The organism is Aequorivita soesokkakensis, assembly GCF_001641085.1.
GTDB classification, from domain to species: domain Bacteria; phylum Bacteroidota; class Bacteroidia; order Flavobacteriales; family Flavobacteriaceae; genus Aequorivita; species Aequorivita soesokkakensis.
Genome location: NZ_LXIE01000031.1, coordinates 52,551 through 67,372, shown reverse-complemented (window position 1 = coordinate 67,372; position 14,822 = coordinate 52,551). Strand labels below are relative to the sequence as shown.

10 protein-coding genes are annotated in these 14,822 nt (G+C 37.8%); 6 read left to right on the top strand and 4 right to left on the bottom strand.

Translation table 11 applies throughout. The features are described from left to right. Positions 1 to 47 precede the first annotated feature (47 nt). The gene (locus tag A7A78_RS10705; RefSeq protein WP_068762454.1) at positions 48 to 395 is read left to right on the top strand and encodes a hypothetical protein; all 348 of its coding nucleotides are present in this window, start codon (positions 48 to 50) and stop codon (positions 393 to 395) included. A 52-nt stretch (positions 396 to 447) separates the two neighbouring features. Here the strand turns inward: A7A78_RS10705 and hemL are convergent, their stop codons facing one another. From hemL to A7A78_RS10690, 3 genes are all read right to left on the bottom strand, one after another. Continuing rightward, positions 448 to 1,737, bottom strand: a complete 1,290-nt coding sequence (gene hemL / locus A7A78_RS10700; protein ID WP_068762453.1) for a glutamate-1-semialdehyde 2,1-aminomutase — start codon at positions 1,735 to 1,737, stop codon at positions 448 to 450. A 74-nt stretch (positions 1,738 to 1,811) separates the two neighbouring features. Continuing rightward, complete coding sequence (locus A7A78_RS10695) at positions 1,812 to 2,648, bottom strand: glucosaminidase domain-containing protein (RefSeq protein ID WP_068762452.1); 837 nt, start codon at positions 2,646 to 2,648, stop codon at positions 1,812 to 1,814. A gap of 1 nt (position 2,649) precedes the next feature. Beyond that, positions 2,650 to 3,573 carry a 1-aminocyclopropane-1-carboxylate deaminase/D-cysteine desulfhydrase gene (locus A7A78_RS10690; RefSeq protein ID WP_094746107.1) on the bottom strand — a complete coding sequence of 308 codons (924 nt, stop codon included), beginning with the start codon at positions 3,571 to 3,573 and terminating at the stop codon, positions 2,650 to 2,652. Positions 3,574 to 3,820: 247 nt separating this feature from the next. On the opposite strand from A7A78_RS10690, the gene A7A78_RS10685 reads away from it, so the two are divergent. From A7A78_RS10685 to A7A78_RS10665, 5 genes are all read left to right on the top strand, one after another. Continuing rightward, a complete protein-coding gene (locus A7A78_RS10685) occupies positions 3,821 to 6,013 on the top strand; it encodes a hypothetical protein (protein WP_131811128.1) in 2,193 nt (730 codons plus the stop codon). A 151-nt stretch (positions 6,014 to 6,164) separates the two neighbouring features. Further along, positions 6,165 to 7,001 (top strand): hypothetical protein, encoded by an 837-nt coding sequence (locus A7A78_RS10680; RefSeq protein WP_068762450.1) that lies wholly within the window; start codon positions 6,165 to 6,167, stop codon positions 6,999 to 7,001. Between the two features lie 14 nt (positions 7,002 to 7,015). Further along, positions 7,016 to 7,861, top strand: a complete 846-nt coding sequence (locus A7A78_RS10675) for a hypothetical protein (RefSeq protein WP_068762449.1) — start codon at positions 7,016 to 7,018, stop codon at positions 7,859 to 7,861. A 21-nt stretch (positions 7,862 to 7,882) separates the two neighbouring features. After that, a complete protein-coding gene (locus A7A78_RS10670) occupies positions 7,883 to 8,770 on the top strand; it encodes a hypothetical protein (protein WP_068762448.1) in 888 nt (295 codons plus the stop codon). A 35-nt stretch (positions 8,771 to 8,805) separates the two neighbouring features. Then, on the top strand, positions 8,806 to 11,994 hold the full coding sequence (locus A7A78_RS10665; RefSeq protein ID WP_068762447.1) for a choice-of-anchor B family protein: 3,189 nt from the start codon (positions 8,806 to 8,808) through the stop codon (positions 11,992 to 11,994). A 296-nt stretch (positions 11,995 to 12,290) separates the two neighbouring features. Here the strand turns inward: A7A78_RS10665 and A7A78_RS10660 are convergent, their stop codons facing one another. Beyond that, positions 12,291 to 14,783 (bottom strand): DUF5686 and carboxypeptidase-like regulatory domain-containing protein, encoded by a 2,493-nt coding sequence (locus A7A78_RS10660; protein ID WP_068762446.1) that lies wholly within the window; start codon positions 14,781 to 14,783, stop codon positions 12,291 to 12,293. Between the last annotated feature and the right edge of the window lie 39 nt (positions 14,784 to 14,822).

Below are 14,822 nucleotides of genomic sequence, written 5' to 3'. Positions count from 1 at the left end.
AGTTGTTTATAAAATAGTTACATTAGTAACTTTAAAATTTTAAACCAATGAAAAACATACTTACAGTAATTGCCTTTGCAACTACAATGCTATTAGGAATACAAACTGCCTCGGCACAATCATTATCGCAGGATAAAGGAAGACCAGAGGTAATTGCCAAAGCTGAAACTGCAAAGCTTACCGAAACATTAAACCTAAACGGCGACCAAGGCAGAACTATATTTAGAGCTCTTGTTGCCAAAGAGGTAGGTTACCAAAAAAATGTTGACGGGAAAGATTCAAAAGATGCTTCCGTGGCTGCTGAAAAGAAAAAATTGGACGATCAGTTAAAAGAAGCAATGAAGAAAACCTTAACCGCCGATCAATACGCCAAATGGCTGAAAATGAATAATTAGTGATTAATTATATTTAAAATCAAGACCCTTTCTAAATTTAGAAAGGGTTTTTTTATTTTAAATCTTTAGCTATTTTTTTGCAGGCGGCAATAGTTGAATCTAAATCTGCATAGCTCAATGCATCGCAAATGAACCAAGTTTCAAAAGCACTGGGCGCAATATAGATTCGCTCATTGAGCATTCCGTGGAAAAACTTTTTAAAATTTTCATTGTTCGCTTCGGCTGCAGAAGCAAAATCCGTAACAGGCTTTTCTGAAAAATGCACCGATATCATAGAACCCAAACGGTTGATCGTGAATTTTACATTTTCTGAAGTAAGTGCTTGCTCAATTCCTTTCTGAAGATATTCCGTCTTTTTATTTATTGAGTTGAAAACTTCGCGGTTTTCATTTAACTCTTTCAACATTGCCAAACCAGCTGCCATCGCTAATGGATTGCCACTCAAAGTCCCAGCTTGATAAACAGGGCCAATGGGCGCCAAATAATCCATTATTTCTGCTTTTGCTGCAAAAGCACCAACTGGAAGTCCACCACCAATCACTTTTCCGAAGCATATAATATCGGCCTTAATCCCGAACAATTCCTGCGCGCCACCTGCAGCTAGTCGGAAACCAGTCATTACTTCGTCAAAAATCAAAAGGATTTTATTTTCGTCACAAAGTTTCCGCAAGCCTTCCAAAAATCCTTTGGCAGGAGGGATGCAGCCCATATTTCCTGCAACGGGTTCAAGAATAATACAAGCAATTTCGTTTTTGCTTGCGGTTATAACTTCTTCCACATTTTTTAAATCGTTGTAATTTGCCAAGAGCGTATCTTTTGCAGTTCCTTCCGTAACACCGGGACTATTGGGGGTTCCAAAAGTAACGGCCCCACTTCCTGCTTGAATTAAGAATGAATCGCTATGGCCGTGATAACAACCTGCAAATTTTATGATTTTATCTTTCCCAGTGAATCCACGCGCCAAACGCACAGCACTCATACAGGCTTCGGTACCACTGTTCACAAAACGGATTTTATCAATATTCGGCACCATTGAAACTGCAAGCGCGGCAATTTCGGTTTCAATTTCTGTGGGCATGCCGAAAGAAGTTCCTTTTTTTGCCTTTTCAATTACGGCATTAACCACGGGATCGTAAGCATGGCCCAGAATCATCGGCCCCCAAGAATTTATGTAATCGATCAATTTGTTTCCGTCTACATCATATAAATAAGCGCCCTTAGCTTTTTCAACAAAAACAGGTGTGCCGCCAACTGCCTTAAATGCTCGTACCGGCGAATTTACGCCGCCCGGAATAACATTTTGGGCTTCTTCGAAAAGGGAACTGCTTCTTTGATATTTCATATTAGTTTTTAAGAAATTGGTATTAATAATTGAAGAAAAAATTACTGAAAACTGCGACTTCGATTGAAAACTTTTTACTGATTTTTAACTGGGTGTAGATATAAAACCTGACCTATGGATATATCGTTGTTTCGAAGTCCGTTGTATTCTTTTAAAGTTTCCACGGTAAGATTGAAACGTTTTGAAATACTGTAAAGCGTATCTCCAGCCTGCACGGAATATGTACCGATTTTGGAATCGTCTGGGTCTGTGCTGCTCACTTTTTTGCCCAAGACCTCTTCGTCATACGCTTCAAGATTATATCTTTCAATAATTCCTATAAGTTTGTCGGGATATTTTGGATCAGTTGCATAGCCTGCTTTCCGTAAACCTTTTGCCCAACCTTTGTAATCATCTTTCCGCAATTTGAACAAATCTTGATATCTACTTCTTTGCGTCAGGAATAGTGAATGATCACGATAGGAATATTTTGGGTCGCTATATTTTCTGAAACATTCCTGCCTTTCGTCATCATCGTGATAAACGCGATCGCCTTCCCATCCTGTGTGGCATTTTATCCCAAAATGATTGTTGGCTTTCAAGGTAAGTTCGCCTGCTCCGGCACCACTTTCCAAGATACCTTGGGCAAGAGTGATACTTGCGGGAATTCCGTACTGTAGCATTTCTTCTTTTGCAATTCCGCTAAATTCGTTTATATAATTAGCGACGCGTTCACTATAAGGAATGTTTACCGGAACTACTACAACATCGGGCTCTTCCGCCTTGGTGTCTTTTTCCTTGATGGGCTGTTTGACCCTAACAACGCGTTCGGTTTTGGTTTTTTTTCTGTGGGAAGTTGCGGTTTTTTTTGATTTGCAACTGCCAAAGCAAAGGATACATATAAGAAGAAGCGTGGTTATTCTGCCAATCATTTTATTCAATTATGGGAAGGTTTTTCTTTTTCAATTTCTGGTTCATTCCGGCAATACCCTGCAAGCCTCCGGTATGTATTGCAAAAATACGGCTATTTTCTTTGAAATGCCCCTTTTTTAAGAGATCGAAAATGCCATACATCATTTTTCCGGTATATACAGGATCTAGCGGAATTTTGGTCTTTCGCTTAAACTCATTAATGAAACGAATTAAATCTAGATCTATTTTGCCATAGCCACCAAAACAATAGGCGTCAGTGATTTCAAAATTGGTTTTGGAAGTATATTTTGTTATTTCTGAAGATTGAAAAGTTCCCTTTAAAGCAGAAAAACCCAAAACTTTCTGCTTTTCATTTGAAGCTTTTACTAATCCTGCCATAGTGCCACCAGTTCCTACAGGGACACATATATAATCAAAAATATTTTCTTTTTCATATAAAATTTCTTCACATCCTTTTACCGCAAGTGCATTGGTTCCGCCCTCGGGCAACAGATAGAAATCTCCAAATTGCATTTTTAAATCGTGAATGAATTCAGCTTCATCTTTAGCTCTATAAGCTTCCCGCGAAATGAAATGTAGCTGCATACCACAATCCTTTGCAAAGGAAAGTGTTGGATTTTCAGAAATTTTCTTTTCCAGCTCTTCCCCGCGAATGATACCGATAGTTTTTAGACCACATTCTTTGCCAGCAGCTGCCACAGCTGCGATATGATTGGAAAATGCCCCGCCGAAAGTAAGTAAGGTTTTGTGGTTTTTTTCTTGTGCCTCTAAAAAGTTGTATTTGAGTTTTCTGAATTTATTGCCAGAAACGTAGGGATGGAGAAGGTCTTCTCTTTTAATAAATAAAGAATATCCCAAAAAATTGAACGGAGACAAATCAATTTCAATGCATGGTAAAGAGCTAAAAGACAAGAAAAATTGCATAATGGTAAAGATAATTAATGAATTTATTCATTTTGGCTTATTTTGATAAATTCTATTCTTACATAGAATCCTACATATTAATATCTAAAACAAAAAATATGTAGGAAATAGATTATAATTAAAAAGTTAAATATTAAAATAATGCAACTTTTATCGTATAAATTTGCTTTTAATCGATTTTTTGTATTATTCTTGTTCTTATTTTCAATAGTCCCAAATTATGAATCTAAAACTACTACGAATAATTTTGGCATTAGCCATATTTGTAATTTTCCCGAAATATAACCTATTGGCTCAAGTGGGAATTGGCACTACATCCCCAGATCTATCAGCCATACTCGACATTAGTGACATAACTGGATCAAAAGGTTTATTGATTCCTAGAGTTGCTTTAATAGGCACTAATTCAATTGACCCTATAAAACCTTTCCCAACTGAAAGTCTATTAGTCTATAATACAGCTACAGCTGGTAATGGAAATAATGCTGTAGTTCCTGGTTATTATTATTGGTCGGGTACCAAATGGAAAGCAATGGCCGATTCAGAAAAATGGGGGCTCATGGGAACTGCTGGCACTGATGAAAATATAAATTTTATTGGAACAACTGATGAACAGTCCCTCAGTTTAGGCACAAACAATATCCAAAGATTTAGAATATCAAATGCAGATCAAGTTCTCGCCTTGGGCAATGGCACTCTAGATGCCCCTTTTTATTCTTGGGATGAAAACAAGACGATGGGTTTTTGGAAATCAGGAAATAACCAAATGAATCTTTCTATTAATAACTCAACATTCTTCAATACAAATGCTGAGAGCACTGAAAATTTAGAATTTCTGATTAATCCAGATATGTTGAATATGGATTTTAGAATTGCAACAATCAATAATGAAAACTCCTTTTTTGTAAGTGGTGAAAATGACAATTTTGGCTTTGGAACAAATGAACCCGACACAAGTTCACAAATTGATATGGCTGATACAAATCGCGGTCTACTTGTAAATAGGGTTATGCTCACAGACACCTATGAATCAGCTCCAATCTCTTCACCTGCAACTGGACTATTGGTTTATAATATAAACTATTCCGGCAGTGGGGAACATTTGGTTGCACCAGGATTTTACTATTGGAATAGCTATCGATGGGTCGCCATAGATGGTGTAAATGGCAATGACTGGTCAGCTGAAGGAAATTATGGAACCAGCGCTGAGTATCATTTTTTGGGTACTGCCGACGAACAGGATTTTGCAATCCGTACCAACAACCAAGAACGTTTGCGTATACTTTCAGAAGGCAATGTTGCAATTGGCTCTAATCCTTTATCCAATGCTACATTAAGAATAAATGATGGAAAAAGCGACTATGGAATAGTTTCAGAAATTTCAAGCGTTGGCGGCTCTTCAATTTATGGGGTAGAAAATGGTTCCGGAGATGCAATTATTGGTGAAAATTATGGAACAGGAATTGGCGTGTTTGGTTATGCAGAAAACTCGCATGGATCCTATGGAACTACAACATACAGTGGAAACGATAAACTTACTGGAGGAGTAGCCGGTTTGGCATCTGGAAGCAATGGCGCCAACGGAATGATTGCCATAGCAGACAAAAGGCCTGCCAATTATTCAAATATTGGCATCCGTGCAGTATCAGGTAGCGCCAATTCCATTTCTACAACTGAGGTTTTAAATATTGCAATAAATGCCAATGCCAAAGACTTGGGACTATATGTCCTTACTGAAAAAACAAGTGGTGTAAGAGAAGCTGCAAGATTTCAAACAAATTATTCAGGATCTGCCTCCGATCAGGATGTAAAAGACCCTAGAGCTATGCTTGCTGGATATACTAATGAAAGCGCTCAAGGTTCTGACAATATGTATTATGGAGGGTATTTCTATAGTGGAGGCAATAGTGATGCCTCATGGGCTTATACAGGGGCAAGATACAATGGCACTAATTATAAAATAATTGGAAATGGTATTGTTTCCACAATTGTTGAGAGCAATACTCAGAATGGAGCGCAAAAAATAATGTTTGCACCGGAAGCCCCCGAGGTTCTTTTTGAAGATTATGGAACGGGCCGATTGGTTAACGGTATTGCGAATATTTCAATTGACCCCATTTTTTCCCAAAATATTACTGTTGACAATAAGCACCCATTAAAAGTATTTATTCAATTGGAAGGAGAATGCAATGGAGTTTTTGTCACAGATAAAACTGCAACAGGTTTTAAAGTAAAAGAACTGCAAAATGGAGAGTCAAACGTTTCTTTTTCATGGCATATAGTGGCTAATAGAAAAGATGAAATAAATAAAGTTTCTGGCGAAAAATCCTCTTATACTGATCTTAGGTTTCCTGATGCTCCAAGCGTAATTTCAGAAAAGCAGTCAGAAAATATAAAAGTAGATGAAAGAAAGGAAAGTTCTAAAATTATACACAAGTAAGAATAATCTTAAATATATCTTAAAAAATGTAGGAAATAACTGATATTTAAATAGTTATAACGAAAAAATATCAACATTTAATCCGATTTATTTGCTTTTTATCGAATTTATATATTAATATTGTATCATATTTTCAACCAAACCCCAAATTATGAAAATAAAACTACCTACACTGTGGCTAGCTTTTGCAGCCACTCTTTTCTTGGCTAAGAATGTTTCCTACTCCCAAGTAGGAATAAATACCATCAATCCCAATGGCATTTTGGAAATAAATAGTAGTACGAACGGAGTTGTATTGCCTAGGCTTGCGCTTACCAAAACAAATATTATGGCTCCCGCAACCAATCCACAAACGGGGAACATACCCGTTGGTACAACTGTTTACAACACCAATACAACAACTTCGGGTACAAATGATGTATCTCCTGGAATGTATTCTTGGGATGGAGCAAAATGGGTTCCACAGTTTAACCGTAAACAAAGTGTCTTGTATGAACAAACTGGTGGTGATTTAAGAACCCTATCTAATGAGGGTCAAAGAAATATCCCTGGCTTGGTAAGCAAAAACTTTACTCCAAAGTATACGGGAAAATATAGAGTATCTTTAAGTGTGAATTATGGCGGAGGCAATGCTAAAGTACCAGATCAAGGGGGAGGAGGCAGCCAATCAGACGGAAACCTAAACATAGCCCTTGAGTCGGGTATCTTTTACTTTACATTCAACGGTACAACCTATCAAATACCGGCCCATTCCTATTCAACCGCATATGATTCAAGTGTAGGTGCAACTAATTATTTTGCCATATGGAGACAATATACTTTTGAAACCTTTATTTCCTTAACTGCAAACCAAACTGCTTCTTTTGATTTAAAATTCGACCAAGATGCTGCGTTTGAATTTGAAGGAAGTGGCAATTCCGGAAACGGTCGCGGACATATCTTTTACGATATTCCCTGTACCGTTGAAGTAACATATATTGGAGACTAATAAATTTAAAGATTATGAAAAAAATATACTTTTTTTTAACCTATACATTTGTCCTTTTCTGTTTTATCTCAAATAGCTGGGGACAAGTAGGTATTCAATCTTCTTCCCCAAAAGGAGCCTTGGATATTGGCTCTACAACGACTGGACTGGTTTATCCTGTAGTTTCCTTGTTGGATATTTACAACGAAACCATAAACAATCCCAATGGAGCAAATATAATTGCAGGAACTACAGTTTATAACAACAATACAGTTGATGGTATTACAGGTGTTTATCCTGGACTATATGTTTGGAATGGCACTGTCTGGGTTCCGCAATTTGAGAAAAAAGATAACAAACTTTATACCCAAAGCGCTAGTGTGAGAACCGACTCGGAACCATTGCTACCATTAGATGGCAATCAAACTATAAGTTTCCCCAGTTATACTTTCACACCTAAATTTACTGGATATTATAAAGTTTTGGTGACCGTCCATTATGGAGCAGGAAGGGCAGATTTACCCCCTTCTTCCCAATATGTCAATTTTGTAGCTGCTGAAGGGGTGTTTAACTTTACTTTCAACAGCACAACGTCCTCCTTTACGGTAAAAGCCTATTCCGGAAACAATGACGATCGTCTTTTTGACAATGGTACCCGTAAGGAATACAACAACAAATTCAATCAAACATCATTCGTTCGTCAAGATTTATTGAGTGCTGGAACCAACTATACTTTTTCGTTGACTTTCAACCAAGCATCTGCACCGGGTATTGAGGGTAACGGAAATGTAACAGTAATTCCCGCGGGTGATGGAAGGGGATATATAATTTTAAACAATGATTTAAAATGCACCATAGAGTTTAACTATGTTGGTGAATAACTAATCTTTTATATTGAAAAAATGGAACGATTTAAAATAAAATATATTTGCACTACTTTTCTGATATGCTGTTTAACAATACAGGAATATCAAGCGCAAGTAGGTATAGGCACTTCAAAACCAGAAGGAGCATTAGATTTAGAGACCTCCTCTTATGGTCTTGTTTACCCCCGTATTGCATTAACTGCTACCAATACAAGGCTTCCAGTAGCAAATCCGGTTGGCGGTAATTTAGTAGCAGGTACGGTAGTATATAACACAAGCTTAACCACCAACGGTTCCAATGATCTTTACCCTGGTCTTTATGCTTGGGATGGTTCTAGTTGGAAACCCCAATTTATTATGGAAGAATATAAAAAATATTCCCAAACTGGAGGCTGCCAGCGTACTACCATTAGGGAAAGTTATGGAGATCCAAGACCAGACCATGCAGATAATGTAGCTGGTCTAACAAATCAAACTTTTACGCCAAAATATTCAGGAACCTATAAAATAGAAGTGCGAACAAATTTTGGAGCAGGTGAAATGACAAATTTTACTGGTAGTTATGATAAAATATCCCTCGCTACCTCTGAAGGGGCTTTCTTTTTTCAAATGACAGGGCCGGGAGTAAACATAGTTCCTTCTATAGGCTCTTATGATTACAAGGAAGGCTGGATGTACACCCACTCTTATTCAACACACAATAGGGTAGAATCGCCTACCATACAGAATAATAATATAGGGCACTATGCATCCGTTACACATTATAAATACCTATTGGCAGGATCTACCTATACGTTCAATTTGAGCAACTGTATTAATACCGGTCATGCTTATTTTTTAAATAATGGAGATAGTGGTGAAGGTAGGGGCCATATTGGCCACGACATCCCTTGTACTGTTGAGTTCACATTTATTGGAGATTAAATAATTTTACTTAAAAAACAAATGTATATTTAGTTATGAAAAAAAATCTACTCCTAATTTTTGCAATCTGTTCCCTTATTGCATCAGCCCAAACCCCTTGCGTTAATGGTTTTGCAACGGTGGGAGGCAAAAGTTATCCCTGTAACGGTTTAACACTACAGAGTTATATTTCAGCAGCAACCATGGGGGCTGCCGAAGGTCAGGATTCATGGGGATGGACAGACCCCCAAAGCGGAAAGGAGTATGCAATTGTGGGATTGGACAATGGTACGGCTTTCGTTGATATAAGTAATCCCACTAGTCCAAAATATCTTGCAAGATTGAACAGTCAAGTATCCTCTAGCCTTTGGCGCGACGTAAAAGTCTATAAAAATTATGCTTTCATTGTAAGTGACGCAAATGGAAATCACGGAATGCAAATTTTTGACCTGAAACGATTAAGAACTCTTACAGGAAGCCCCGCTGTAACTTATACGAAAACACAGACTGACGGAAATTTATTTTGGGATGGAACCGGCACCAGCAGAAAAGGAAGTGCACACAATATAGTTATAAATGAAACATCCGGATATGCTTATATTTTAGGTCCGCAAGGATATAATAGTGGCGGCCCTATTGTAGTTAAGCTCGACAACAATAACGATGGGATTCCCACCGACCCAGTAATTGTAAAACTTTATCCATCCTTGGGCTATTGCCATGATGCTGAAGTAGTTATTTATGATGGGCCCGACCCAGATTACCAAGGCCATGAAATTATGATTGGCGCTTTTAGCGGGAATAATAAGATCAACATTATAGATTTTACAAATAAAACAAGCCCTACATTAATTTCATCAGTAACTTATGCAAACAAATACTACACCCATCAAGGTTGGTTTACTGAGGATAAAAAGTTTTTTATTGCGGGTGATGAAGTTGACGAAGAAACCATTGGCGGAAAAACCCGGACTTTAGTATTTAATGTTGAAGATTTAGACAACCCCACTTTGGTGTATTCATATTTTGGAGCTACAGACGCTATTGATCACAATGGATACGTAAGAGGCAATAGGTTTTATCTGGCCAATTATGCAGCAGGAGTTCGCATAATGAAGGTTGATGGTCTTTACAATACAACGCCGAGCATGACGGAAGTAAACTATTTTGATTGTTTTCCACAAAATAACAATGCAGCTTTCAATGGTACCTGGAATGTTTATCCCTATTTTGCAAGCGGAAATTTAATTGCTACAGGATTTGGCGACGAAAATGTAAATGGAGATGGTGGATTGTTTGTAATTAAAGATCCTCTATACGATAACACACCTCCCAACGCAATATGCCAAAACTACACCGCAATCCTGGACAAAAATACAGGTAGCGTAACCATAACGGCAGCTAATATTGACAATGGATCAACAGACAATTTTGGAATTACGAAGCGAACTATAACTGCCGGACAAACAACATTCACCTGTAAAGATGTTGGTCAATCATTTAATGTAACACTTACCGTAGAGGATGACTATGCTAATAAAGCATCATGTACTGCTGTTGTTACAGTTGCAGCACCAACAACAACTTATTCGGGAAGCACTTGGAACAATGGGGCTCCGGGCCCAGGTTCCAATGCTGTAATTAGCAGTAATTATGACACTGCTGTAAAAGGCAGCATAGATGCCTGTAGTTGTGAAGTGGATGCAAACAAAACCCTTACTGTTGCAGCCGAAGATTATCTTAACGTAACCAAAGACATCACCGTAAATGGCAACCTAATTGTACAGCACCAAGGTAGTGTTGTCCAATTTGAGGATAATGCCACCGTTGCCAATAATGGTGTTATCAATGTGGAATACACAACTCCATTTATGCTTCCAAGAACCTTTTTGGTTATGGGCAGCCCTATGACTTCAGAAACACGGAATGGTGTTTTCACCAATGCCCACAAAGTATTGAATCATTTAACGGAAAACTTTGTACCCAATCCAGATGTTGCCACACAATTCCCTGATGCAGAAAACTTTGCGGATGACAATTATGACAACTGGCTTACCTATAATGGCGCCATAAATTATGCAGAAGGTTATATTGTTCGCCCACAGCCAGATTTGATTCAAGGCAATACCACCTATGATATGACATTTGAACAAGGAACACTCAACAGCGGAAATGTAGATTTTACAGTAAAATACAATACCAATAAAAATAACAGCCCCAATGTTCTTTCCAACCCATATGCTTCGGCCATACGTGCTGTAGATTTCATAAATGCAAACAGCATGGTAAACGAAGTTTATTTCTGGAACCCAAATACGCCTCCAAATGCCTCCTTACCCGGAGCAGGCTCTATGAATTTCAGTATGGAAGATATTTCAATGTACAATCTTATGGGAGGAACCCCTGCCCCATCAGATCCTACCCAAACCGATCCAAGCGGATATATTTCAACCGGACAGGGTTTTGGCATTAAAGCTACCGCTGCAGGCATTGCTACTTTTACAAACACCATGCGGGTTACAGGAAATAATAATGTTGCTCCACGACCATTTGCTGATGGAAATGAACGCGTTTGGATTCGTGTTAAAAACGAGCAATACCAAATGCAAAACACTACCTTGATTGGCTTCTCTTCATTAACAACCGCAGGTATAGACCAAAGCTATGACAGCCGCAGATTGGCAAATGTGCTTTCATTATATACGCATTTGGAAAATGGAAGTGAAGAATTCGGAATTCAAAGCCGAGAAGTTTTTGAAGACGGTGCAAAAGTTTTGATGGGCTTTTCTACCTTGCTGGATGACAATCTTGAATACACTATCTCAATAAAAGATATGTTCGGGCCAACTTTTGACAACACTACTGTTTTCCTTATAGATAATGAGCTTAACATCCTCACCAACTTATCGCAGGAAAATTATACTTTCAAAGCCGAAAAAGGAACATACAACAGTCGTTTCACATTACAATTTAGAAGCAATGAAGTTCTGGGAGATAATGCAACCGCTCTTGAAAAGGTTGCTGTTTACCCTAACCCAACCACTGCTATATTGAACATAGTTTCTCCAGAGGCAAAAGTTACTACCTTAGAAATTTATGATGTTAGCGGAAGAAGGCTTCAAAATCTGGATCTTTCAACTTCAACCCATTACGAAGTTGACATGACCAACCTTCAAAGCGCTATCTATTTTGTGAAAATAAGCACCGATATGGGCTCTGTAACAAAACAAATAATCAAACAATAAATCCCCACAATCCATTATTCACTTAACCTAAAAAAAGACCGCCCAAAAGCGGTCTTTTTTTCTTTTTGACAACTCCACTCAAAGTGAACCCTTTATTGAATCGAAAAAAAATTGCACAATCAACTTGGAAAAATATAGAACTACGCTCCATTTAATTGGAAATATAATTATCAAATAATAGACTTGGGTAATAAAAAAATACTGATAACCAAAACCAATAAAGTCTTTCCAAAAAAGAATTAATTGATTTCATTTTAGAAAAATTTCAGGTTTTTGAAAATATTAAAAGATAAAATTTAAAAAGTAAATCCAAAAACGCCAGTAACCCCGAATTTTCGGGCGTCGGGATTGTCAAAATAATTCCCGCGGAAGTTAAAATCCAATCTAAAAACCCGGAAGATATTGCCTACCCCTACACTCCATTCCCAATAAATATCTTCGGGAGCTTGATAAACAATATTGGAAGCATTTAAATCTTTGTTCTCTTGTGATATCGTACCATAAATAGCTCTAAAACCAACTACTTCCCGAAGATCCAATTTACGAAGCAAAGGAATGCGCGAAAAAATACGGCCACCAAAATTGTGCTGAAGATGCAACGAGGTATAAGTATCACTTACAAATTCATAATAATCCAACTGCGTAAAACTATTATAAAGACTAAAATAGGTTTGATTTCCAGGAATAGGGTTCAACAAACTAAGCGGAACAGCACCAATGGTAGTTCCCGCTTCAACGGTCGATAACAATCGGCCAATTCCCCCTATATTCCAAGGTTGTGTATATAGTGCTTGTATTTTTTTGTATTCAAAATCTCCTTGTAAAACTCCTTTTAAACCATAGCTATAACCCAGATAGAAAGAAGGAAAGTCTCCATCATTTATCACCGAGCGTTCCACGCCATAACCAGAGGTTTTTCTTCCGGGAGCGTACAAAAACCCTAATTGTATTTCAGCCTGCTTCAGTTCGCTTTTCACTTCTCCCGTAAAAATACCGTCTTCCATTACTTTATAATCAATACTGAATGTTTCGGTAGCAGATTCCAATGTTCTGTAGGAACCAGTAAGACGTAAAATAAAATTCTTCCAGGGTTCTATATCAAACCCTATCGTTGTTAAATTTATTCGAGAAAGCCTATCATTGGCCCCAACGGACAAAAGTGAGGAAGAAGCCAAACTTCGGCCCAAAACGTCATTACTATTGGTAAGACTCGCACCTGTTTGTTCCACATCACGACGGTTTCCACCAAATACAGTTAGTCTGGACTTTCTGTCTAAAAGCCACTTCGCGGAAATACCATATTTAAAACGGTCATCCCCAAAACCGTAAGCCCCAAAACCTTCCAATCGCCAAGGGTCGTTTTGGCTGAAATAAGTTCTTCCCCCCAAACGTATTCGCAAACCTTCAGCTTCATTGAATCCGAAAATAGAAAATACGGGGCCAATGTCAAAATTGTTAACCTCGTAATACCCACTAGCCAAAGTCGCGCCCACATTATACAAAGCCTTAAATCGCGGAACAGTTTTAAGCGTATCTAGCATTTTATAAACTCCCGTTTCATCCTTGCTCAGCTTTTCCATCCGGTTCTTTTCCCAAAAATCATCCGGTCGGTTATATACTTCGTAATTGTAGGGATCTACCTGTTGGGAATAAAACTTTTTATCCTTTGGAATGTCAAAAACATAATTATCATAAAGTGTTGTTCGCTTGCCATAAACGCCCTTTGCTTCCTCCTTTTTCCTAAAACTGAAATCACTCATAAAATAATCCCGAGTAATAAGAAAGATAGAATCATTAAGCACATCAAATTCCTGCTCAATATATACATCGCGCACCCAGTTCAGGTTTGCACTTTTGGAAGCTTGCAGATTTATTTCCTTTATGGCCCAAGTAGTATCGTTTACCCAAAAGTCGCCCTTAAAGGTCAATTCATTCTTTCGACGCGGGTAATACACAATATTGTAGCACCATTTATTATCGCGATAGGCGCTATCCTGAAGCACATAATTATAGACATCTATCCCTGTTCGGGACAGCGGACTGGTAAAGGCTTTATCGAAAAACTTTAGGTAATTGTCATACACATCATATTCGCTGTAAAGATCTTTTACAAAGGCGATGAGCGTTTGGTTGTTGTCAAAACCAGAATTTTTATTTCCCTGTAAAACTTCTTTTTCCTCATTAAGTTCATTGTCACCGTAAACTTTGGAAGCGGCTTCGTTAATGAAAATAGGCAGATAAGTATTACCGGTAATATTTGATGTATCGGTCTGGTCAAAAATAAATTCCATCCCTTTAAAAACCTTACTTTTTATTAGCGAGCTATCAATGGTATTTAAGTCAAATTCAAGCTTTTCGTATTTGTCGTAATTGTATTGTTTGAATTTTTTCACCCCGTTTTCCCTTCGGTTTTCCCAAATTTTTCTGAGAATATCAATAGCGGGATTATTCTTTTTTGAAGTCTTTCCGGAATAAACCACCACTTCGTCCAAAGCATCGGCGCTTTCTTCAATAACTACATCCATATTGTAGGTGGTTCGCGAAGTGAGTTCCACTTCTTTTGTTGTAAAACCAATAAATGAGAAGACAACTGTTTTATAGGTTTTATCACTTTCCAAATAAAATCGCCCGTTTTCATCAGAAATAGTTCCTTCCTGCGAATCCTTAAAAATAACATTGGCAAAGGCAACCGGGTAACCTGTAGCATCTTTAATAACACCACTAACCTTGGTCTGTGAAAAAACCGAAGCACCTATTAGAATTAGAAAAGACAAAAGAAGGTACTTCATAAATTTTGGGACCCTAATATTTTTTTTGAATGTGTAAAC

Excerpts from the sequence above, each read along its gene's own strand:
- A7A78_RS10705 (WP_068762454.1), top strand. The coding sequence starts at position 48 with ATGAAAAACATACTTACAGTAATTGCCTTTGCAACTACAATGCTATTA.
- hemL (WP_068762453.1), bottom strand. The coding sequence starts at position 1,737 with ATGAAATATCAAAGAAGCAGTTCCCTTTTCGAAGAAGCCCAAAATGTT.
- A7A78_RS10695 (WP_068762452.1), bottom strand. The coding sequence starts at position 2,648 with ATGATTGGCAGAATAACCACGCTTCTTCTTATATGTATCCTTTGCTTT.
- A7A78_RS10690 (WP_094746107.1), bottom strand. The coding sequence starts at position 3,573 with ATGCAATTTTTCTTGTCTTTTAGCTCTTTACCATGCATTGAAATTGAT.
- A7A78_RS10680 (WP_068762450.1), top strand. The coding sequence starts at position 6,165 with ATGAAAATAAAACTACCTACACTGTGGCTAGCTTTTGCAGCCACTCTT.
- A7A78_RS10675 (WP_068762449.1), top strand. The coding sequence starts at position 7,016 with ATGAAAAAAATATACTTTTTTTTAACCTATACATTTGTCCTTTTCTGT.
- A7A78_RS10670 (WP_068762448.1), top strand. The coding sequence starts at position 7,883 with ATGGAACGATTTAAAATAAAATATATTTGCACTACTTTTCTGATATGC.
- A7A78_RS10665 (WP_068762447.1), top strand. The coding sequence starts at position 8,806 with ATGAAAAAAAATCTACTCCTAATTTTTGCAATCTGTTCCCTTATTGCA.
- A7A78_RS10660 (WP_068762446.1), bottom strand. The coding sequence starts at position 14,783 with ATGAAGTACCTTCTTTTGTCTTTTCTAATTCTAATAGGTGCTTCGGTT.